This window comes from Phaeobacter sp. (assembly GCF_022825805.1).
Lineage (GTDB): Bacteria > Pseudomonadota > Alphaproteobacteria > Rhodobacterales > Rhodobacteraceae > Phaeobacter.
On record NZ_JAJDWC010000033.1, the window covers coordinates 10,846 to 30,367 of the forward strand.

19 protein-coding genes are annotated in these 19,522 nt (G+C 61.2%); 11 read left to right on the plus strand and 8 right to left on the minus strand.

Annotated features, from left to right (window positions below; translation table 11 throughout):
* The first annotated feature begins 149 nt into the window (after nt 1–149).
* From Q0C28_RS03785 to Q0C28_RS03795, 3 genes are read left to right on the plus strand one after another with little or no spacing between them, the layout of a single operon-like run.
* On the plus strand, nt 150–1,568 hold the full coding sequence (locus tag Q0C28_RS03785; protein WP_293573321.1) for a YcjX family protein: 1,419 nt from the start codon (nt 150–152) through the stop codon (nt 1,566–1,568).
* Nucleotides 1,565–2,044, plus strand: a complete 480-nt coding sequence (locus tag Q0C28_RS03790; protein ID WP_293573322.1) for a GNAT family N-acetyltransferase — start codon at nt 1,565–1,567, stop codon at nt 2,042–2,044. The genes Q0C28_RS03785 and Q0C28_RS03790 overlap by 4 nt, the downstream gene beginning before the upstream one ends.
* Nucleotides 2,041–3,081, plus strand: a complete 1,041-nt coding sequence (locus Q0C28_RS03795; protein WP_293573323.1) for a YcjF family protein — start codon at nt 2,041–2,043, stop codon at nt 3,079–3,081. Before Q0C28_RS03790 ends, Q0C28_RS03795 begins: the two co-directional genes overlap by 4 nt.
* 2 nt (nt 3,082–3,083) lie before the next feature.
* Here the strand turns inward: Q0C28_RS03795 and Q0C28_RS03800 are convergent, their stop codons facing one another.
* Nucleotides 3,084–3,509 (minus strand): group III truncated hemoglobin, encoded by a 426-nt coding sequence (locus tag Q0C28_RS03800; RefSeq protein WP_293573324.1) that lies wholly within the window; start codon nt 3,507–3,509, stop codon nt 3,084–3,086.
* 293 nt (nt 3,510–3,802) lie between these two features.
* Here Q0C28_RS03800 and ileS point away from each other — a divergent pair, with 293 nt between their 5' ends.
* Nucleotides 3,803–6,733 (plus strand): isoleucine--tRNA ligase, encoded by a 2,931-nt coding sequence (gene ileS, locus Q0C28_RS03805; protein WP_293573325.1) that lies wholly within the window; start codon nt 3,803–3,805, stop codon nt 6,731–6,733.
* A 112-nt stretch (nt 6,734–6,845) separates the two neighbouring features.
* Here ileS and Q0C28_RS03810 read toward each other — a convergent pair whose 3' ends face one another.
* On the minus strand, nt 6,846–7,190 hold the full coding sequence (locus tag Q0C28_RS03810) for a hypothetical protein (protein WP_293573326.1): 345 nt from the start codon (nt 7,188–7,190) through the stop codon (nt 6,846–6,848).
* A 298-nt stretch (nt 7,191–7,488) separates the two neighbouring features.
* Here Q0C28_RS03810 and Q0C28_RS03815 point away from each other — a divergent pair, with 298 nt between their 5' ends.
* A complete protein-coding gene (locus tag Q0C28_RS03815; protein ID WP_293573327.1) occupies nt 7,489–7,950 on the plus strand; it encodes a methylated-DNA--[protein]-cysteine S-methyltransferase in 462 nt (153 codons plus the stop codon).
* Nucleotides 7,951–8,038: 88 nt separating this feature from the next.
* On the opposite strand, the gene Q0C28_RS03820 is transcribed toward Q0C28_RS03815, so the two are convergent.
* From Q0C28_RS03820 to fsa, 5 genes are all read right to left on the minus strand, one after another.
* Complete coding sequence (locus Q0C28_RS03820) at nt 8,039–8,734, minus strand: phosphatidylcholine/phosphatidylserine synthase (protein WP_293573328.1); 696 nt, start codon at nt 8,732–8,734, stop codon at nt 8,039–8,041.
* A 344-nt stretch (nt 8,735–9,078) separates the two neighbouring features.
* Nucleotides 9,079–9,447, minus strand: coding sequence for a hypothetical protein (locus Q0C28_RS03825; RefSeq protein WP_293573329.1), 369 nt, complete (start codon nt 9,445–9,447; stop codon nt 9,079–9,081).
* A gap of 161 nt (nt 9,448–9,608) precedes the next feature.
* The gene (locus tag Q0C28_RS03830; RefSeq protein WP_293573330.1) at nt 9,609–10,523 is read right to left on the minus strand and encodes a tyrosine recombinase XerC; all 915 of its coding nucleotides are present in this window, start codon (nt 10,521–10,523) and stop codon (nt 9,609–9,611) included.
* 29 nt (nt 10,524–10,552) lie between these two features.
* Nucleotides 10,553–11,275: a DUF484 family protein gene (locus tag Q0C28_RS03835; protein WP_293573331.1), complete on the minus strand. Its 723-nt coding sequence runs from the start codon at nt 11,273–11,275 to the stop codon at nt 10,553–10,555.
* Nucleotides 11,276–11,484: 209 nt separating this feature from the next.
* Nucleotides 11,485–12,138: a fructose-6-phosphate aldolase gene (gene fsa, locus Q0C28_RS03840; protein ID WP_293573332.1), complete on the minus strand. Its 654-nt coding sequence runs from the start codon at nt 12,136–12,138 to the stop codon at nt 11,485–11,487.
* A gap of 177 nt (nt 12,139–12,315) precedes the next feature.
* Between fsa and Q0C28_RS03845 the strand changes: the two genes are divergently transcribed.
* The 4 genes from Q0C28_RS03845 (at nt 12,316) to Q0C28_RS03860 (ending at nt 17,256) form a co-directional block, all read left to right on the plus strand.
* A complete protein-coding gene (locus Q0C28_RS03845) occupies nt 12,316–14,511 on the plus strand; it encodes a primosomal protein N' (RefSeq protein WP_293573333.1) in 2,196 nt (731 codons plus the stop codon).
* Nucleotides 14,512–14,603: 92 nt separating this feature from the next.
* Nucleotides 14,604–15,839: an MFS transporter gene (locus Q0C28_RS03850; RefSeq protein ID WP_293573334.1), complete on the plus strand. Its 1,236-nt coding sequence runs from the start codon at nt 14,604–14,606 to the stop codon at nt 15,837–15,839.
* Nucleotides 15,840–15,932: 93 nt separating this feature from the next.
* On the plus strand, nt 15,933–16,805 hold the full coding sequence (locus Q0C28_RS03855; protein ID WP_293573335.1) for a 50S ribosomal protein L11 methyltransferase: 873 nt from the start codon (nt 15,933–15,935) through the stop codon (nt 16,803–16,805).
* 103 nt (nt 16,806–16,908) lie between these two features.
* Nucleotides 16,909–17,256: a hypothetical protein gene (locus Q0C28_RS03860; protein ID WP_293573336.1), complete on the plus strand. Its 348-nt coding sequence runs from the start codon at nt 16,909–16,911 to the stop codon at nt 17,254–17,256.
* A gap of 372 nt (nt 17,257–17,628) precedes the next feature.
* Here the strand turns inward: Q0C28_RS03860 and Q0C28_RS03865 are convergent, their stop codons facing one another.
* Entirely contained in the window at nt 17,629–17,847 is a 219-nt protein-coding gene (locus tag Q0C28_RS03865) for a DUF1127 domain-containing protein (RefSeq protein ID WP_293573337.1), read from the minus strand.
* Nucleotides 17,848–18,251: 404 nt separating this feature from the next.
* On the opposite strand from Q0C28_RS03865, the gene ruvC reads away from it, so the two are divergent.
* A complete protein-coding gene (gene ruvC / locus Q0C28_RS03870) occupies nt 18,252–18,749 on the plus strand; it encodes a crossover junction endodeoxyribonuclease RuvC (RefSeq protein WP_293573338.1) in 498 nt (165 codons plus the stop codon).
* A complete protein-coding gene (gene ruvA, locus Q0C28_RS03875; protein ID WP_293573339.1) occupies nt 18,746–19,438 on the plus strand; it encodes a Holliday junction branch migration protein RuvA in 693 nt (230 codons plus the stop codon). The genes ruvC and ruvA overlap by 4 nt, the downstream gene beginning before the upstream one ends.
* Nucleotides 19,439–19,522 lie beyond the last annotated feature (84 nt).

Below are 19,522 nucleotides of genomic sequence, written 5' to 3' on the forward strand. Positions count from 1 at the left end.
CGCGCCTGTTGCTTTGGCACAAGGCCCCATGGTCGCCGCTCTGGTATCTCCGTGCGTCAGTGCCTATCTTCTGCGGGCATATTGGATTTCTGTAGGCCCTGTGTTTTGGACATGGGCTGCAGTACAGGGCTGAAACACGGGGCAGGCGATTGGGACTATCATCACTGGCGGACGGGGTTATGCGCAGTGTCGAAACGGCGGGCGCCTCGCTGTCTGAAAGCCTGTTTGAACCGTCGATCCGCCTGGGCGTCACCGGGCTGGCGCGTGCGGGCAAAACCGTGTTCATCACGTCCCTTGTGGCCAATCTGAGAGACCGGGGACGCATGGTGCAACTGTCTGCGGTGCGCGATGGTCGGTTGGACAGCGCCTTTCTGCAGCCACAACCGGACGACACGGTGCCACGGTTTGATTTTGAAAACCACCTCGCTGCGCTGACCGGGCCGCGTCCGTTCTGGCCCAACAGCACGCGCGCCGTGTCTGAATTGCGTCTGAGTCTCAGGGTGCAGCCCAGTGGGTTCCTGTCCGGCTTTCAGGGCCCCCGCACCGTGCATCTCGACATTGTGGATTATCCCGGCGAATGGCTGCTTGATCTTGCATTGCTGGACAAATCCTACCGCGGGTGGAGCGAGGAGGTCCTCCGCCGTATTGATGCCCGCGAGGAGGCACAGCCCTATCTGGCCCAAGCCGCGTCAACAGACGCCACGGCCCCCCATGATGAGGTGCAGGCGCAGGATCTGGCAGCGGCATTTGCCGCCTATCTGCAGTCAGCGCGACAGGCCGGGTATTATGATTGCACCCCAGGGCGTTTTCTGTTGCCCGGCGATCTGGCCGGATCCCCAGCGCTGACCTTCGCACCGCTGCCGCCTAGTGATAAAGCGCCCCGACGTTCGTTGCTGCGCGAAATGGAGCGCCGGTTCGAAGCCTATAAATCCAAGGTGGTGAAGCCGTTTTTCCGGGACCACTTTGCGCGGATCGACCGGCAGGTGGTGCTGGTCGATGCGCTGAGCGCGATCAATTCCGGGCCCCGCGCGGTCGAGGATCTGCGCCACGCGATGACCGATATCCTCTCGGTGTTCCGTCCTGGCCGCAATGGGTTCCTGTCGCAGATCCTGCGCGGCAAACGGGTGGAAAAGATCTTGTTTGCCGCCACCAAGGCCGACCACCTGCACCACCGGAAACATCCGCAACTGACCGCCATCATCGAGGCGCTGACCCGCGAAGCCCGGGACCGGGCGCGTTTTGCCGGGGCGGAAACCGCCGCGCTGTCCTTGGCCGCATTGCGCGCGACCACCGAAGAGTTGCGCAGCCATAACGGAGAAGAGCTGCCCTGTGTCCGCGGCACCCTGTTGGAAACTGGCAAGCCAGCGGCGTTTTATCCCGGGGCGCTGCCGCAGGATCCCTCCGCGTTGTTGACACCGGCCCGGCAAGGGGCAGAGGCTTGGCTGGAAGCGGATTATCAGGCGATGACATTTGCACCGGCGCTATTGACCTTGCGCCCCGGTGACGGGCCGCCGCACATTCGGCTCGACCGGGCCGCTGAATTCCTGATCGGAGATTGCCTGTCATGACCAACCCTGCGTTTCAGCTCCGTCCCGCGCGCAGCACCGATGCGGGGAAGATCGGGGAGATCCTGCACCGTTTTGCAACCGACACCCCTTGGATGCCCAACCTCTATACCGGGGCGGAAACCATCGGATTTTGCGGGCAGATGATCGACCGCGGCTGGGTAATGATTGGCCAGCACAACCACGAGGTCAAAGGTTTCTTGGCCCGCGATGAGCAGGAAATCTGCGCCCTGTATATTCACCCGGATTTTTGTGGCCACGGGCTGGGGCGGGCGCTGTTGGATCACGCCAAATCCTGCAGTGCTCAGCTTGAGTTGTGGACCTTCCAGGCCAACACCGGCGCACAACGTTTCTGTGAGCGCGAGGGGTTTCACGAGCAGGAGCGCACGGAGGGTGCACGCAACGAAGAACAGTTGCCGGACATGCGTTACAGATGGCCGGGCGCGTCCTCCGCAGCGGTGCAGGGGAGTGCGCAATGAGCCAGCAAAAGGATGCTGTTCTCTTCGATCTCGCGGATAGTTCCGCGGCACAGAAGGCGCCCAATGTGGCCGATGCGCCCCCGGTGCCTGATCCGGTCGGTGCGACCGCGGATGGGATGATGCCCGCAACCTCCATGGTGCAGGCTGCGGAGTTCGCGGCGCGCCGCCCCTCCCGGTTGTTGCGCTGGTTCCTCGCCAGCCTAGGTGCATTGATCACGGCGATGGTGTCTATTGCGGCCTGGGATTTCGTCACCGGATTGCTGACGCGGTTTCCGCTTCTGGGCCTCGCGGTTACGGCAGGGTTTGCCGTTGCCACCATCCTGGCCCTGGCCTTGTGTCTCCGTGAATTGGCCGCGGTGGCGCGTCTGCGCCGTGTGGACAGCCTGCAGAAGGCGCAGCCAAAGATCGCTGATATCGATGATCCTGGGGATGCATTGGTCGCCGCGCAGGCCTATCTGGCGGATCTGGAGCGGTTTTATCGCGGTCGCAAGGATGTTGCCTGGGGGCTGTCGCGTCTGGCTGAACGCAAGGCGGAGGTGCTGGATGCAGATGCGCTGTTGCAACTGGCAGAGGCCGAGCTGTTGGCCCCGCTGGATGCGCGCGCGCTATCTGTGGTGGAAACCGGCGCACGCCAAGTTGCAACCGTCACCGCGCTTGTGCCGCTTGCGCTGGCGGATGTGGTGGCCGCATTGGTCACATCGGTGCGCATGATCCGCCAGATCGCCGAAATCTATGGTGGCCGCTCCGGCGCGCTGAGCTCGTGGCGGCTGACCCGTGCCGTGTTGTCTCATCTGGTGGCCACAGGGGCGGTGGCAGTGGGCGATGATCTGCTGGAACCTGTCTTGGGCGGGTCGGTCCTGTCCAAAATCTCACGCCGGTTCGGCGAGGGTCTGGTCAATGGGGCCCTGTCTGCGCGGGTTGGTATCGCCGCGATGGAGGTCTGCCGCCCGATGGCCTTTGGCTCAAAACGCAAACCCAGCACCCGCGGCGTGATCCAACGTGCGCTGACGGGCCTGTTTACGAGCGCCAAGACCTGATTTCAGAACAGTTTTGGTGGCGCATCCTTGGGCTGGCGCATCGACACGACGCCAGCGCGGAACCCTTCACCAATGCGGTCGGCCAAAGCTCCCCATTGCCGCGCCGTTTGCGCGCCGAGCTCTGACTGCAGCACCTCGTGGAACAAACCCAGCCAGATCAGGAAATGCTCCGGTTTCACATCGGGTCTGCTGACATGCAACCGCATCGGATTGCCGTTGTAACACCGCTCGCGCAGAATGGCGTTGCGCCAGAACCGGGCGATCTTTTCTTCGTGCTCCGGCCAATCCTCGACATGGGCGGCAAACACCGGACCCAACACCGGATGTGCGCGGACCTGACGATAGAACACAGCGACCACCCGATTGATGCTGTCGGCGGTGATGTCAAACCGGGCCAGCGGCGCGGCGGATGGGTTGGGATCTGTCATGCTATGTTCCATCATGGGCGGACTGCCTCCTGCATAGGTCATGCGAAAGCCTCGCAACAGACGCGCAGCACAGGGTCGGCGCATCTGACGCAGGTTGGATGCTGCGCAACTGTCGCTTTACGCTCCGCCCAGCCCGCCCTATAAGGCGGGCATGTCCCGATTTATGGCCATCATTATTCGAATTATATCCCCGGCGCTCTGACTGATTTCGAGCTGCCGGGCAAAGGCGCTTGAGCGATCGCGCCGAACCGAATATCCCAAAAAACGACCAGATCATCCAAAGGACGCTGCACATGTGTGCTGATACGCCTCAGACGCCCGAATACAAAGACACGCTCAATCTGCCCAAAACCGATTTCCCGATGCGCGCTGGCCTGCCCAAGCGCGAGCCCGGCTGGCTGGAGCGTTGGGCGCAGATTGGTGTCTATGGCAAGCTGCGCGCAAAGGCCGCCGCCGTAAAAGGCACCGATGCTGAACGCAAACCCTTCACGCTGCACGATGGCCCTCCCTACGCCAACGGCCACTTGCACATCGGCCACGCGCTGAACAAAACCATCAAGGACATGATCGTCCGCTCGCATCAGATGCTGGGCTTTGATGCTCGCTATGTGCCGGGCTGGGATTGCCACGGCCTGCCGATCGAATGGAAAATCGAAGAGCAGTATCGCAAGAAGGGCAAGAACAAGGACGAAGTGCCGGTTGTCGACTTCCGTCAGGAGTGTCGCGCCTTCGCAGATGAATGGGTCGGCATCCAGCGCGAGGAATTCGAGCGTCTGGGCATCACCGGCAATTGGGATGATCCCTATCTGACCATGAACTATCACGCCGAGGCCGTGATCGCGGATGAGTTCATGAAGTTCCTGATGAACGGCACGCTCTATCAGGGCTCCAAACCCGTGATGTGGTCGCCGGTTGAAAAGACCGCGCTGGCCGAGGCTGAGATCGAATATCACGACCACAAGTCCCACACGATCTGGGTGCCGTTCGACTTTGACGGGGCCTCTGGTGATCTGGCGGATGCGCGTGTGGTGATCTGGACCACAACCCCCTGGACCATCCCGTCCAACCGCGCGATCGCCTTCAACCCGAAGGTTGCTTATGGCCTCTACCGTGTGGACGCCACCGAAGAAGAAAGCTGGACCAAACCCGGCGATCTTTATCTGTTTGCGGATGCGCTGGCCGAGGACGCCCTCGGCAAATCCCGCGTGACCGAGTTCACCAAAGTCCGCGATGTCGAAGCGTCGGAATTTGCAGGCTTGATCTGCAAACACCCGTTCCACGGCATCGACGGTGCGGATGGCTTTTGGGACTATGAGGTCCCGATGATCGACGGGGATCATGTCACCGATGATGCAGGCACCGGGTTCGTTCACACCGCACCGAGCCACGGTGCTGACGATTATGAGTGCTTTGTCGCGCGCAATTGGCTGGATCGCATGACCCACAACGTGGGCGAGGAATCCGAATTCCTGCCACATGTGCCGTTTTTTGCGGGCCTTCAGGTCTTTGACAAAAAGGGCAAGGAAGGCAAAGCCAACAACGCTGTGATCGCCAAACTGGTCGAGGCCGGTGGCATCATCGCCCGTGGCCGTGTCACACACAGCTACCCGCACTCCTGGCGCTCCAAGGCGCCGATCGTGTTCCGCAACACGCCGCAGTGGTTTGCCAGCGTGGACCGCGAGCTGGATGACGGCATGGGCGAAATGGGCGACACCATCCGCACCCGCGCGCTCAACTCCATCGACCAGCTGGTGCAGTGGACCCCGCAGACCGGCCGCAACCGTCTCTATTCGATGATCGAAAGTCGTCCGGATTGGGTCCTGTCGCGCCAGCGCGCTTGGGGTGTGCCGCTCACCTGCTTCACCAAGAAGGGGCTGCTGCCGTCCGATCCCGAATTCCTGTTGCGCAACGAAGAGCTGAACGCACGGATCAAAGCCGCGTTTGAGGAACATGGCGCTGATGTCTGGTACACCGATGGCTTCAAGGAACAGGTGCTCGACGGCATCGTGAACCCTGATGAGTATGACCAGGTGTTCGACGTCTTGGACGTGTGGTTCGACAGTGGCTCCACCCATGCCTTTGTGCTGCGCGACCGCGAAGATGGCACCGAGGACGGCATCGCCGACGTCTATATGGAAGGCACCGACCAGCATCGCGGTTGGTTCCACTCCTCCCTGCTGCAGGCCTGCGGCACCAAAGGGCGCGCGCCTTATCGCAACGTGGTGACCCATGGTTTCACGCTGGACGAGAAGGGCAACAAAATGTCCAAATCGCTCGGCAACACCATCGTGCCGGAAAAGATCGTCCAGCAGTATGGTGCGGATATCCTGCGTCTTTGGGTGGCGCAGACCGATTACACCGCGGACCAGCGGATCGGGCCGGAGATCGTGAAAGGCGTTGCAGACGGGTATCGCCGCCTGCGCAACACCATGCGCTACATGCTCGGCTCGCTTGGGGATTTCGACGAAGCCCAGCGAGTTGATCCCGCCGATATGCCCGAGCTGGAGCAGTGGGTCCTGCACCGTCTGGCAGAGCTGGATCACCGGGTGCGCACAGGCTATCAGGCGTTCGATTTCCAGGGTGTCTTCTCCGCGGTGTTCAATTTCGCCACGGTTGAGCTGTCGGCGTTCTATTTCGATATCCGTAAGGACGCGCTCTATTGCGATGGCGACACGCTGAATGCCCGCGCCGCACGCACGGTGCTCGATATCCTCTTCCACCGTCTCACCAGCTGGCTTGCGCCAATCCTGGTCTTCACCATGGAAGAGGTCTGGCTGGAAAGATATCCAGGTGATGACAGCTCCCTGCATTTGCAGGACATTCCGACCACCCCGGCGGATTGGCTGAACGAACCGCTGGCCGCCAAATGGGCCAAGGTGCGCCAGGCGCGTCGCGTTGTCACCGCCGCATTAGAGGTGCAGCGCACCGACAAGGTCATCGGGGCCTCGTTGGAGGCAGCGCCTGTGGTGCATGTGCGCGACCCCGAGGTTCTGGCAGCCCTGAAATCTGTGAACTTTGCCGATGTCTGCATCACCTCCGACATTGTTTTGTCAGGCGATCCGGCCCCGGCAGAGGCGTTCCGCATGCCAGAGGTCGAAGGTATCTCTGTCGTGTTCGAAAAAGCCGATGGCGAAAAATGCCAGCGCTGCTGGAAGATCCTGCCAGATGTGGGCAAGCACAGCCACGAAGGGGTCTGCGGTCGCTGCGAAGATGCGCTGAGCTGAGCGTCGGCTCACACCTAAGATCAACGAATAAAAAGGCCGCTCTCCAAAATCGGAGGGCGGCCTTTTCAGTGTGTGCAGGCGAATAGGAGTAGACACACGTCGGAGAGAAAGATCAGCGCAAGGAGTTCAGCGCCATGCGGTAGCCATTCTGGGCTGTCATCTCGCTCACCGGGCGGGGACCCGCCGCGAGATGTCCGGCTTGCAAATCTTCGAGCCGCTGTTGGATGATGCGGCGCATATACTGCGGACCCAAAGTGGCCTTGGCGGCATCTGCCGGGCCGGTCAATGCGGCCTGCCGGGCCTGTTCCAGCTCAGCGAGCTTTGCTTTGGTGCCAGCTCCTTGCGCTGCCTGGAGGGGGGCAGCTTCCTGGGTGGAGAGGCGGGCAGCAACCTGCCCGTTCAGGTGACCATTGAGTTGGCGATACACACCTTGCTGAGCGATCCCGGCGATTTGCATTGGCTTCTTCCTCTTTCCGACTTGCCCCTCAATGTTTAATCAAATCCAAATCCCAGCGGGAGAGGTGCGGCGGGCTAGGCCCTTCTGTCCTCGGCATAGCTGACCTATCCCAATGGGTAGGAGGACCCCACCGGATTGGGGGTAAATCACAGGTTTTCGCTGCAAATCCTGTGATGTGTGTCTATGGTAAGAGGCATATCGCAGCGCTTGGCGCAGCCGGGGAGGAGCGGATCGCCAGCGGCCCGACTCGCGAGATGGCCAGCAAGACCCCTGGGGGAACCATGACAGACAGCACGCTATGCCGGAGTTGGTGATCGATAGCCCGGTCGGTCCCCTCTGCCTGACGGAGGAGGGTGGAGAGATCACCCGGCTGACCTGGAGCCGGGGCGCAAGCGATACATCAGAGCCCACGGACCTGTTGCAGGACGCCGCCGAGCAATTGGCGGCATATTTCGACAAGCGGCTGCAGGTGTTCGATCTGCCGATGCGTGTCCATGGCAGTGCGTTCCAACGCGCGGTTTGTGCGGCAATGTCGGCGGTGCCTTTGGGTCACACGACCACCTACGGGGATATTGCCCGCGATGTGGGGGGATCTGCCCAATCGGTCGGAACCGCCTGCGGGGCCAATCCGATCCCCATTCTGATCCCGTGCCACCGGGTTCTGGGCGCCAATGGGCTGGGTGGCTTTTCGGGGCAGGGCGGTGTGGAAACCAAAGTCCAGCTGCTGCGTCACGAAGGGGCGGCAGGTCTGTTGATATAGATACTGAGGCGCCCGTCACCGGGGATCGGCAGATCACAGCGATCCAGATGCGTCAGATCTGGCCCTTACCAGACCCGGTTGCTACCAGTCAGCTGCGCCGCTCGGGAATGATCTGTTGGGCAATGCCGACAAACAGCAGATAGACCGATGTGATCACCAGCCCCCAATGGGCCCAGCTTTCGGGATGGAAATCGACCCATGCGGCCCATCCGGCAAAGAAGGTCCAGGCGAGCGCGACCGGCAATGACACCATGCGCCAGCGCTGGGTGCGCACAGGGTGGATGAACTTCAGCGGCAAGAACATCGCCACCGCCAGGGTTGTCACCAGGATCAGGCTGGTCCAGTGGCTCGGCTCCAGCGCAAAGATCACCAGGACTGGCATGTTCCACACCCCGGGGTAACCTGAAAAGGAGTTGTCCTTCGTCTTCATCCGGGTATCGGCGTAATACATCGCGCTGCCAAAAGTGATGACGATGATCGCAAACCAACCTGTCCAGCCGCTCATCAGTCCGGATTGAAACAGCGCAAAGGCCGGGATGAACACATAGGTCAGATAGTCGATAATCAGATCCAGCAGAACCCCGTCAAACTCCGGCGCATAGCGTTTGACTTCATAGTGGCGGGCCAGCGGGCCATCGATGCCATCCACGGCAAAGGCCACGACGAGCCAGACAAACATGAGGCTCCATTGCGCGTCGACGGCTGCCAGCATGGCCAGCATGGCAAAAACAGCACCAGTGGCGGTCAACAGATGAACAGAAAGGGCACGAAACTGAGGTGTCATACCACTCTGATGGCGAATTTCGTGATCCCCCGCAAGCGTTCAATCCGAAAACCTCGACAAACCGGCGGTTTTTCGAGTGCGGGTGTCGCGGTTACTCTGACGCCGTCGCTGCCTGTCGTGTCACAGGCTCTGATCGGCATAGGCCATGGTGCCGACTGGGCCAACTGTAGGGCGGGCTGTGCAAGGCTTGCCTGTGCAGAGCTGGCCTGTGCAGGGCTGACCTGTGTTGATCTGCCCTTTGCGGATCTGCGCGCCGCAGGTTGATGGTGGGTGCTCAACGTTGCGGGATCAAACCAGCGGTCTCAGATAAGGACGCAAAAAAACGCTCAGCCCAGTGGCCGCTGTCACATAAATGTCAGCCGGTCCTGAAACAGGCTTGCTGTGATGGCTCTGGTTTCGATCTGGCGCAGCGCGTCTTGTGCTGACATCTGCGGCACCTGCTGTGCCGTCGACTGGGGCTTTTGCAACTGCGCATCGACCGGAGCAAACTCACCTTTGGCGGCGCGTTCTGCGTGTTGGACCGACCAGTCCGAGACGCTGTTTGACAATGCGCCAATGGTGCTGTGTGGCGGGATGCGCCCGGGCTGTACAGGCGCGCGATTGGGATCGCCAATATCAGAGGTGCTGGCATGGGCCGCACCAGAGGTGACAGGGGAGTAAGGGGCCGCAAGCGGTGCCCCTGCCATACGGGCAGTTTGGGTAATGCTTGTCATGGTGACATCCTTCTGGATTTTCTGTTCACGCAAGGGAAACAATGCCGCATTAACCTTGATATCGGGTTAAGGCGTGCGTGCGCTGCCCGCTGGAACCGTAAAAGTTGCAGAAGTTCCGGCGTTTGACCGACTTTTGGAGAAGGCACCACGGGCCGCATCACTCAGGCTTTGGGATGTGCCCGATCATAAACATCCATCAAATGCGCGGTATCGACCGCCGTATAGGCCTGGGTCGTGGACAAAGACGCATGGCCCAGCAGTTCCTGGATCGCGCGCAAATCGCCACCTGCCTCCAGCAGATGCGTCGCGAAACTGTGGCGCAGCGCATGGGGCGTGGCGGTTGCCGGCAGACCCAGCTGGGCCCGCGCCTGGGCCATGGCGGTGCGGATCATCCGCCCATTCAGCGCGCCACCGCGCACGCCACGGAACAAGGGTTTGTCCTGCTCCACCGGAAACGGGCAGAGCTGAAGGTAGCGTTCGACCGCCGCTTTGGCGGCAGGCAGAACCGGCACAATCCGCTCTTTGTCGCCCTTGCCGGTGATGCGCAGCACATTGGGCAGCGGGGTGTCGCCCCCAGTGAGGCCGAGCGCCTCTGAAATGCGCAAGCCACAGCCATAGAGCAAGGTCACAACCGCCACATCGCGGGCGGCGACCCAATCGGTCGTGGACTGATGTTCCACGGTTTCGATCATCGCCAGCGCAGCATCCTGCGCCAGAGGTCGGGGCAGTTTCTTTTGAAACTTCGGACTGCGGGCGGACAGCACCGCTGTTGGTTCGAACCCGTGCCTGTCGGCCAGCCAGGTGTAGAAGCTTTTGACCGCAGAGAGTTTGCGTGCAAGCGAGCGGGCGCTGGTGCCGGTGGCGCGAGAGGCCGCCATCCAGGCACGCATGTCAGCGGTGTGGATCTCCGCCAAGGCGCCCAGACCTTGCGGTCCGCCAAAATGCTGGGTCATGAACGCCAAAAACTCCACCACATCCCCGCGATAGGCGGTCAGCGTGTTCTCGGCGGCATCCCGCAGGGCGCTGAGATGCGCAAGCCATTGTTCCAACGCATCCCGGCACGCGGGTGAAATCATCAGGGCCTGCGCCGATGAGCTGGCGCGGCTCACGACAGCCAGTGGCGCATGGAGCGTTCGAACACGCCAGCAAAAAACGCCAGCAGATCGGTGCCATGCTGTGGGGTGAATTGATGGGGATCTTCCGATCCCAGAACCAGCAGGCTCGGCAAGCGACCTTCGCCCAGATCCAGCCGCAGGCAGGCCTCGGAGCGAATGAAATCGGCCTTTTCGCCGTGGATCCGCGCAGCACCGCTGTGCAGCTGGCGCAGCGTGACCTGCCGATCGGATCGGTCGGGCCTGTCATATCCGGTCTGGCTCTGCAAATGCTGGGCCACAAACCCTGGTTCTACGATCTTCAGCACCTGATCCAGCCGCTGCAGACCCGCGTCCTGCTCAGCGTTGGCGGTTTCCAACACCAGCGTCACACTGTCGACACGGAGAATTTCGGCCAGTTCCCCGCCCAGATTGGCCAGATAGCTTTCGAAATCCATCGGATCCAGCAGCCGCAAAACTGCGCGGTGGATCTGATTGGTGCCCGCAAGGTTTTCATAGGCCGCCGCAATCACCGAACGATGGGTGTCCTCCAGCCGGTCCAGCCGGGCCTCCATGCGTTCCATCGCGATGCCGCGCAGGTCGACAATATTGGAGCCCATGGACCGTTCGTTTGCGCTCACCAGCGCATTCATGACGCGTTGATCATCCAGCAACGCATCGGGTTTCGCCAGGATCGCCTGACGCAGGCTATCGTCGAGTTCTGCCGTCTTAGTCATGTTCTGCTCTGTTTGACCTCTGCTGGGTTTTGCGAGCGTTATAACATGTGAAACCACGAATGGTGGCAAAAATTTACGGCCGCGATCAGACCGCGGCAGCGCCGCGTCTGGCCAAACCCACGATGGCATCCGCAGACATGAAAAAGGGCCGCCAAACAGGCCGCCCTTTGCTAATTGCGAAACGGTTTCTGACCGTCGGTTTCTGGCCGTTACAGGATCTTGATGTTGGCCGCTTTGATGTCGGCCAGGAACGCATCCAGGCCTTTGTCGGTCAGCGGGTGGTTGATCATCGCCTTGATCACGGCAGGCGGGGCGGTGATCACGTCGGCACCGATGCGAGCGCTTTCCAGAACATGGTTTGCGTTGCGGATCGACGCGGCGAGGATTTCCGTTTCAAACCCGTAGTTGTCGTAGATGGTGCGGATGTCTGCGATCAGATCCATACCATCCAGGTTGATGTCATCCAGACGGCCGATGAAGGGCGAAATGAAGGTTGCGCCTGCCTTGGCCGCCAGCAGCGCCTGGTTGGCAGAGAAGCACAGGGTGACATTGACCATATGCCCTTCGTCGGTCAGCGTCTTACACGCCTGCAGCCCGTCCCAGGTCAACGGCACTTTCACTGCGATGTTGTCGGCGATTTTGACCAGCTTGCGCCCTTCGGCGATCATGGTTTCAGCATCGGTTGCGGTGACCTCTGCGGAAACCGGACCATCGACCAGATCACAGATTTCCTTGGTCACTTCGATGATGTCGCGACCGGATTTCTTGATCAGGGAGGGATTGGTGGTCACACCATCCACCATGCCCAGTGCATTCAGCTCGGCAATGGCGTCGATTTCGGCAGTGTCTACGAAGAATTTCATCGGCTAGGGTCCTCTGGATGGGTTGGCCTCGTTTGCGCTAGCCTTTACCTGAAGGCGCAGGGTTTAAAAACCCCCGTGACGTCCCTGCGACGGTCCCGTGGCGGACCCGTAGCGGGGGCGCGGGCGGGCTGCGGTGGGCTCCGGGCTCTCCAGGTGCAACAACGAAAGGCGAACCGCGTGCAGGAGCAGGCATTTTTTCACGAAGGCGAAAGGGTTGGCGTTCTGACCACGCAGCCGCTGGATCGCGTTCTGGACTACCGCGCGCCAGAAGGCGGTTGCCATCTGGGTGCCTATGTCGAGGTGCCGCTGGGGCCGCGCCGGGTTCTTGGGGTGATCTGGGGGCCGGGCGCAGGCGATTTCGATTCGGCCAAACTGCGCCCTGTGAACCGTGTGCTGGATGTGGCCCCGATGCGCGATGAGATGCGCCAGTTTCTGACCAAATCAGCGGATTACACCCTGACCCCGCTGCCTGCGATGCTGCGTCTGGCAACACGGGCGCCGGGATTGTCTGATCCGGTCTCTATGCGCAAGGTGCTGCGCCCGACCCAAACGCTGCCCGATCGCATGACCGATGCGCGACAGCGGGTGCTCAATGCGGTTGAAGAGTATGGTGGTCTGGCCTTCACCGCCAAAGAGCTTGCTGATTTGGCCGGTGTCACCACTTCGGTGATCAAAGGCCTGGTGAAACAGGATGTGCTGCGCGAGGAAGACGCGCCGCGGGATCTGCCCTATCCGCGCCTAGACCCGGATCGACCCGGCAAATCCCTGACCGAAGATCAGGCGGCAGCGGCGGCGGCACTGGATCAGGGCGTGGCCAGCGGGCGCTATGGCACAACGCTGCTGAAAGGTGTCACAGGTTCTGGCAAAACCGAAGTCTACTTGGAAGCGGTGGCCGCCGCGCTGCGGGCCGGGCGTCAGGCGCTGGTGCTGCTGCCGGAAATTGCCCTGACGGCGGAGTTCCTGAAACGGGTGGAGCAACGCTTTGGGGCGACCCCGGCGGAATGGCACTCAGGCGCGACCATGACCGAACGGCGCCGGGTCTGGCGCATGGTGGGACAGGGGCAGGCGCAATTGGTGATCGGCGCGCGCTCGGCGCTGTTTCTGCCCTATCAGAACCTTGGCCTGATCATCGTGGATGAGGAACACGACACCTCGTACAAACAAGACGATGGCGTCTGCTACAATGCCCGCGATATGGCGGTGTTGCGGGCGGCGATGTGTTCGGCGCAGGTGGTATTGGCCTCTGCGACCCCGTCGCTGGAGACATGGGCCAATGCGGAGGCGGGCAAATACAACCGTCTTGATCTCAAATCCCGGTTCGGGGCGTCGGTGCTGCCTGATATGCGCGCCATCGACATGCGTGCCGAACAGCTCGCGCCCTCCACCTGGATCTCGCCCACCCTGCGTGCGGCAATGGCCACCCGTCTGGAGAAGGGTGAGCAATCGCTCCTGTTTCTCAATCGCCGCGGCTTTGCGCCGGTGACGATCTGTCGGGCCTGTGGCGGCCATGTCACCTGTGATCATTGTGATGCTCGCATGGTCGAGCACCGGTTCCTGAAACGGTTGATGTGTCACCAATGCGGGGAGACAAAACCGGTCCCGGAAGTCTGCCCAACCTGCCATGTCGAGGGCAAGATGGCGCCGGTTGGCCCGGGTATCGAACGGCTCGGCGAAGAGGCGGCGACCCTGTTCCCCGAAGCTCGTATCGCTGTTCTGTCCTCCGATCTCTTTGGTTCGGCCCGCGCCCTGAAGGCCCGTATCGAAGAAATTGCCGTTGGTGAGGCCGACATCGTCTTGGGCACGCAGCTGGTGGCGAAGGGGCACAATTTTCCGCTGCTGACGCTTGTGGGGGTGATTGACGCAGACCTTGGGCTGCAGGGCGCTGATCTGCGTGCCGCCGAGCGCACGTTTCAACTGATGCGACAGGTCGCTGGGCGCGCCGGGCGGGCCGAAAAGCCGGGCGAGGCGCTGATGCAGACGTTTCAGCCAGAACATCCGGTGATCCGGGCGATCCTGTCTGGCGACGAGGAGGCATTCTGGCAGGCCGAAGCGCGTGAACGCCAGGCCGCGGGCATGCCGCCCTACGGCCGTATGGCGGGCATCATCCTGTCGGGGCCCGATCTGCCTGCGGTCACCGATCTGGGGATTTCGCTTGCCCGCAACGATGGTCCGCTGCGCCAGATCGGGGCGCAGGTGTTCGGCCCGGCTCCGGCGCCGATTGCGCGCATTCGCGGCCGCCATCGTCTGCGTCTGCTGATCAAAGCCGCCAAAGGCGTGCCGCTGCAGGATGCGATTTCGAAATGGATCCGGCCGGTCCGCCTGAAAGGTGATATGCGGCTGAGCGTCGATATCGATCCGCAAAGTTTCCTCTGATCTCGCAGCAGGCCCCCGTGCATCAGCGCAGATCTTATGTGCAGCGGGATTTTATGCTCGCCACTCTGCCACAATCGGCGTAGAGCGAAGCTATGTTTAAACCTGTTTCCACCGAGTCCGCTGGCGCGCTGCCATTTTGGCGCCGACCCACCGCGCTGTTGTTTGTGATGGCGTTGACCATGCCGATTGCTTTCAACACATGGTCTGCCCTGCTGAATAACTTCGTGATTGAGGCCGCCCAGTTCGATGGCGCTGACATCGGTCTGTTGCACACAGTGCGCGAAATCCCGGGCTTTCTCGCCATCGGTGTGATCGCCGTGATCCTCTTTGTGCGCGAACAGGTGTTGGGGCTGGTCTCTTTGGCGATGCTCGGCGCCGCAACCGCCGTGACTGCCTGGTTTCCCAGCCTCGGTGGCATTCTTGTGGTTACCCTGCTCAGCTCGATCGGGTTTCACTACTATGAAACGGTGAACCAGTCGCTGCAGCTGCAATGGTTGCCAAAGGCAAGGGCGCCACAGATCCTGGGATGGTTGGTTGCTGCCGGATCGGGCGCGACCCTGGTGGTCTACGGGCTGATCGCGCTGCTGTGGGAGCCTTTGGGGCTGACTTACAATATGGTCTTCATGCTCTCGGGCGGGTTGACCGTGGGTCTGGCGCTGTTCTGCATGGTCGCTTATCCGCAATTCGACGCGCCCCATCCGCAGACCAAGAAACTGATCCTGCGGCGGCGGTATTGGCTGTATTATGCGCTGCAATTCATGGCCGGTGCCCGGCGGCAGATCTTTGTCGTTTTTGCAGGCTTCATGATGGTCGAAAAATTCGGCTTCGACGTTCATGAGCTCACCGGTCTGTACCTGATCAATCTTGTCATCAACATTCTGGTGGCGCCGCTCTTGGGGCGCGCGGTTGGTCACTTTGGTGAACGGCGGACATTGGTCTTTGAATACGCGGGGCTTGCCATCGTGTTTGCGGCCTACGGCGGGCTGTACTGGTTCAGCTGGGGCGTGATGCTGGCGGGTGTGTTGTATGTGGTGGATCACATTCTGTTTGCCCTGGCGCTGGCACTGAAAACCTATTTCCAGAAGATCGCCGATCCATCGGATATTGCACCAACAGCGGCCGTGGCATTTACCATCAACCACATCGCTGCGGTCTTCCTGCCGGTGTTTCTGGGGCTCTTGTGGGTCGTCTCCCCGGCGGCGGTGTTTGCCCTGGCGGCCTGTATGGCGCTTGGCTCGCTGTGTCTGGCGCTGTTGATCCCGCGCCACCCGGAACCGGGGAATGAGACGATCTTTGCGCAATGGCGCCGCGCCGAGCCTGCCAACTGATCCCGGAACGGCAGGCCAACAACGACACCTCTGCCCCTTGACCTAAGGCGCAGAGCAGCCTACCCGCAGGGCAACCTTTGTGCGGAGACAAACATGCCGACCTTTACAGCGCTCACCACCCTCAGCGGAAAAGCTGCCGCCGAAGCACTCGGCGAGGCCATGGAACGCCTGGCACCGGAACCCACCGGTCTTGGCGTTTTCGAGGTCGAGGACGGCTCCGGTCTGTGGGAGGTTGGTGGCTACTTCCTCGAAACCCCGGATGAGGCGGGGCTGGCGCTGTTGGCCACGATGTTTGACGCCCAACCTTTCGTGATCTCCGAATTGCCCGAAACCGATTGGGTCGCCCATGTGCGCCGTGAATTGGCCCCGGTGGAGGCCGGTCGGTTCTTTCTTTATGGCAGCCACGACGCAGATAAGGTCCCTGACGATCGGATCCCGCTGCTGATCGAGGCCGCGATGGCGTTTGGCACCGGCCACCATGGCACCACCTTGGGTTGCCTGAAGGCGCTGGACGAATTGATGACCGAAGGGTTCAAGGCCGACACCGTCGCAGACATCGGCTGCGGCACCGCGGTGTTGGCGATGGCCGCCGCGCGGGTGTGGGACGCAAAGATCTTGGCCAGCGACATCGATCAGGTCGCTGTGGATGTGGCCGAAGCCAATCTGAAAGCCAACGGCATGGAAGGCCGCGTCCACTGTCTGGAAGCGGCAGGCTTTGACGCGCCCGCATTGGCTGCTGCCGCGCCGTTTGATCTGATCTTTGCCAACATCCTGAAAGGCCCGCTGGTGGCTCTGGCGCCGGATATGGCGGCGCATCTGCGTCCCGAAGGATATGCGATTCTGTCCGGTTTGCTAAACGATCAGGCCGAAGAGGTCATCGCTGTTTATGCACAGAATGGAACCAATCTGGTGCGAAGCACCTCCATTGGTGACTGGACCACGCTGATTTTGCAGAAAACGCCGTAATTCGTTCAACTTTGTTGAGCATTTTAACGATGCGCCCCAAAATCGACGCATTACCTACCTAAGCTTTAACCAGCGGATGGTGGGAGCCATTGCGAGGTTTGGTATGGGTGAACAGAGCAACTCTTTTTACGCTCGCCTGGATCGTTTGGAGCGAAAGCACGAGGCCATGGCGTCACGCGGGTACACAGCACGTGTCCGCGCCGATGGTTTGGTGGTTGTCAAACCCAAGCGGATCCAGTCCCGGATTTCCGGGCGCTCGCTGATCCTCTTCGTCGCGGCCTTCTTCCTGTTCAAAGGGTTCCTTTTGGCAACCCTTGGATTTGGAAGCTATGATTTTCGCGTGGCGCAACTGCGCGAGGGCACGGCCCTTGAACGGGCAGGCGCCTTTGTGATGGAGCGCGATCCCGTATCGCAGTTCATCGCCGAAAAGATCGGACCTGTGCTGCGGTAGAGGGGCAGGCTGTCGGGTCAGTCTGTGGGCGCTGGGGGGCATCCGCAGATCATCGACCGCGCAGCTATGTCCGACGCAGCAGGGTTCCAGCCGCCAGCATCCTGGCCTGATCTGGTCGCAACGGCCAGCATGTCAGGACCCAAAAGAAAACGCCGCTCTCTGTAAAGAGGCGGCGTTCTTCGTTTCCAGCAGCACCCGAGGGAGGAGGTGGCCCGTGGGAGAACGGGCCAGGGTCGCTGGAAACAAGGGAGCTATAAATCAGCCAGCGGACGGCGCAGGCGCTGCTTGTGGCCCGCGATCCTGAAGCTGGCCGGATCCCGGCGTTAGCCCGAGGTTAGCTCAGGGTTAGCTCAGGGTTAGCCCAGGGGAGGGTTAGCCAAGCGGACGGCCAGTCGCGACAGCGTCGATATCGCTGCGGATCATGCCGATATCGGCCAGTTCGCGGTCGGTCAGTTTGTTCAGCGTGTTGCGGGTCATCCGTGCGTCGTTCCAATCGACAACGGTGGAAGCAACGGCGCCAATCACTGCGGCGACACGGCCAAACAGGTTGCCGGAGCCATAGGTGGTGCGGGTGGTATCAAAAGCGGCCATGTCCTCGTCCTTTCGAGTTCTGTAATGAATCGTTCGCTCTGTGCGATGAACGGCACATAGAGTTGGAATTTGACGGCGACAATCGCTGAAAATGCATGTGTCATATGCAGAAATTGCATGGCTGATTGCCCATAAAAACAAGGGAATTCGCGCCATTTTTTCGCCTTTTGGCGGGAATGTCGGTTTCAATATTGTGGGTGGTCGTATTCAGAATAGGTTTTGCCCGTTCGCGCCGAAAAGACGCTACCTTTGCGGGTCTTCGGGCAGCTCACACGGCCCCCTTGGGGCGGGAAAGCGGTTGGATATGTTCGCGTTTTGTGCTATCCCTGCGACAAAGATGACCACCCGGAGATACGCCGGGTGCAGGCCGACAATCGGTCTGGACGGGCGAGGAATGGGCAGACATGCGAATTTTGGGCATCGATCCGGGGTTGCGGAACCTCGGTTGGGGCGTGATCGAATCACAGGGCAGTCGGCTCAGCCATGTCGCCAACGGGGTTTGCACCTCTGATGGCGACGATCTGGGCGAGCGGCTGTTGTCGCTGCACAATCAGGTCACCGAGATCATTGCCGCCTACCGCCCCGATCAGGCCGCCATCGAACAGACATTCGTGAACAAGGATGGCGCCGGCACGCTGAAGCTCGGTCAGGCCCGTGGCGTTGCTCTGATGACGCTGGCCCAGGCCGGTCTGCCGGTTGGGGAATACGCGCCAAACCGGGTCAAAAAGACCGTGGTGGGCGTTGGTCATGCCGCCAAGGAGCAGATCCTGCATATGGTGAAGTTGCAATTGCCCGGTTGTTTGCCCAAAAACGCAGATGCGGCGGATGCGCTGGCCATTGCCATCTGCCATGCCTTTTATGGCGGCACCCAGCAGCGTCAACTAAAGGAGAAACGCGCGTGATCGGAAAACTCACCGGGCGGTTGGAGTATCGCAGCACCGACCATGTGCTGATCGATGTGCGCGGCGTTGGCTATATTGTGTTCTGCTCCGAACGCACCCTGGCGGCCTTGCCCGGCGCGGGCGAAGCTGTGGCGCTCTATACCGATCTGGTGGTGCGCGAAGACCTGATGCAGCTTTATGGCTTCCCCTCGCTTGTGGAAAAAGAATGGCATCGGCTTCTGACATCGGTCCAGGGCGTTGGTGCCAAGGTCTCACTGGCCATTCTCGGCGCACTTGGCCCCGATGGAGTCAGCCGTGCCATCGCGCTTGGCGATTGGGCTGCGGTGAAGGCGGCCAAAGGGGTGGGCCCCAAAACGGCGCAGCGCATCGTGCTGGACCTGAAGGATAAGGCACCGGGCGTGATGGCCATGGGCGGCACAGTGGCGGACGCGATGGACGGCCCGGATCTGGATGTGGTGGAGCCTGCGCCCGAAGCCACAGCCGCGAAACCCACACGTCGCAAAGCCCCGCCCAAGGCACCAACAGGGGCGGCTGCCGCCTCTGCCGGGGCGCTTTCGGCACTGGGCAACCTTGGCTATGGTTCCTCTGATGCGGCGGCGGCGGTTGCCGAATCTGCGGCCACCTATCCCGACGCCAATGAGGCCGAGCTGATCCGTGCCGCCCTGCGTCTGCTGGCGCCGAAAGGGTGATGATGGCACCTATTAGAACAGCACCGGAGCATGGCTGTCTGCGCAGCGCTTTCCTGTTTCGCGCTGGATCACGGAGCGGGTTGG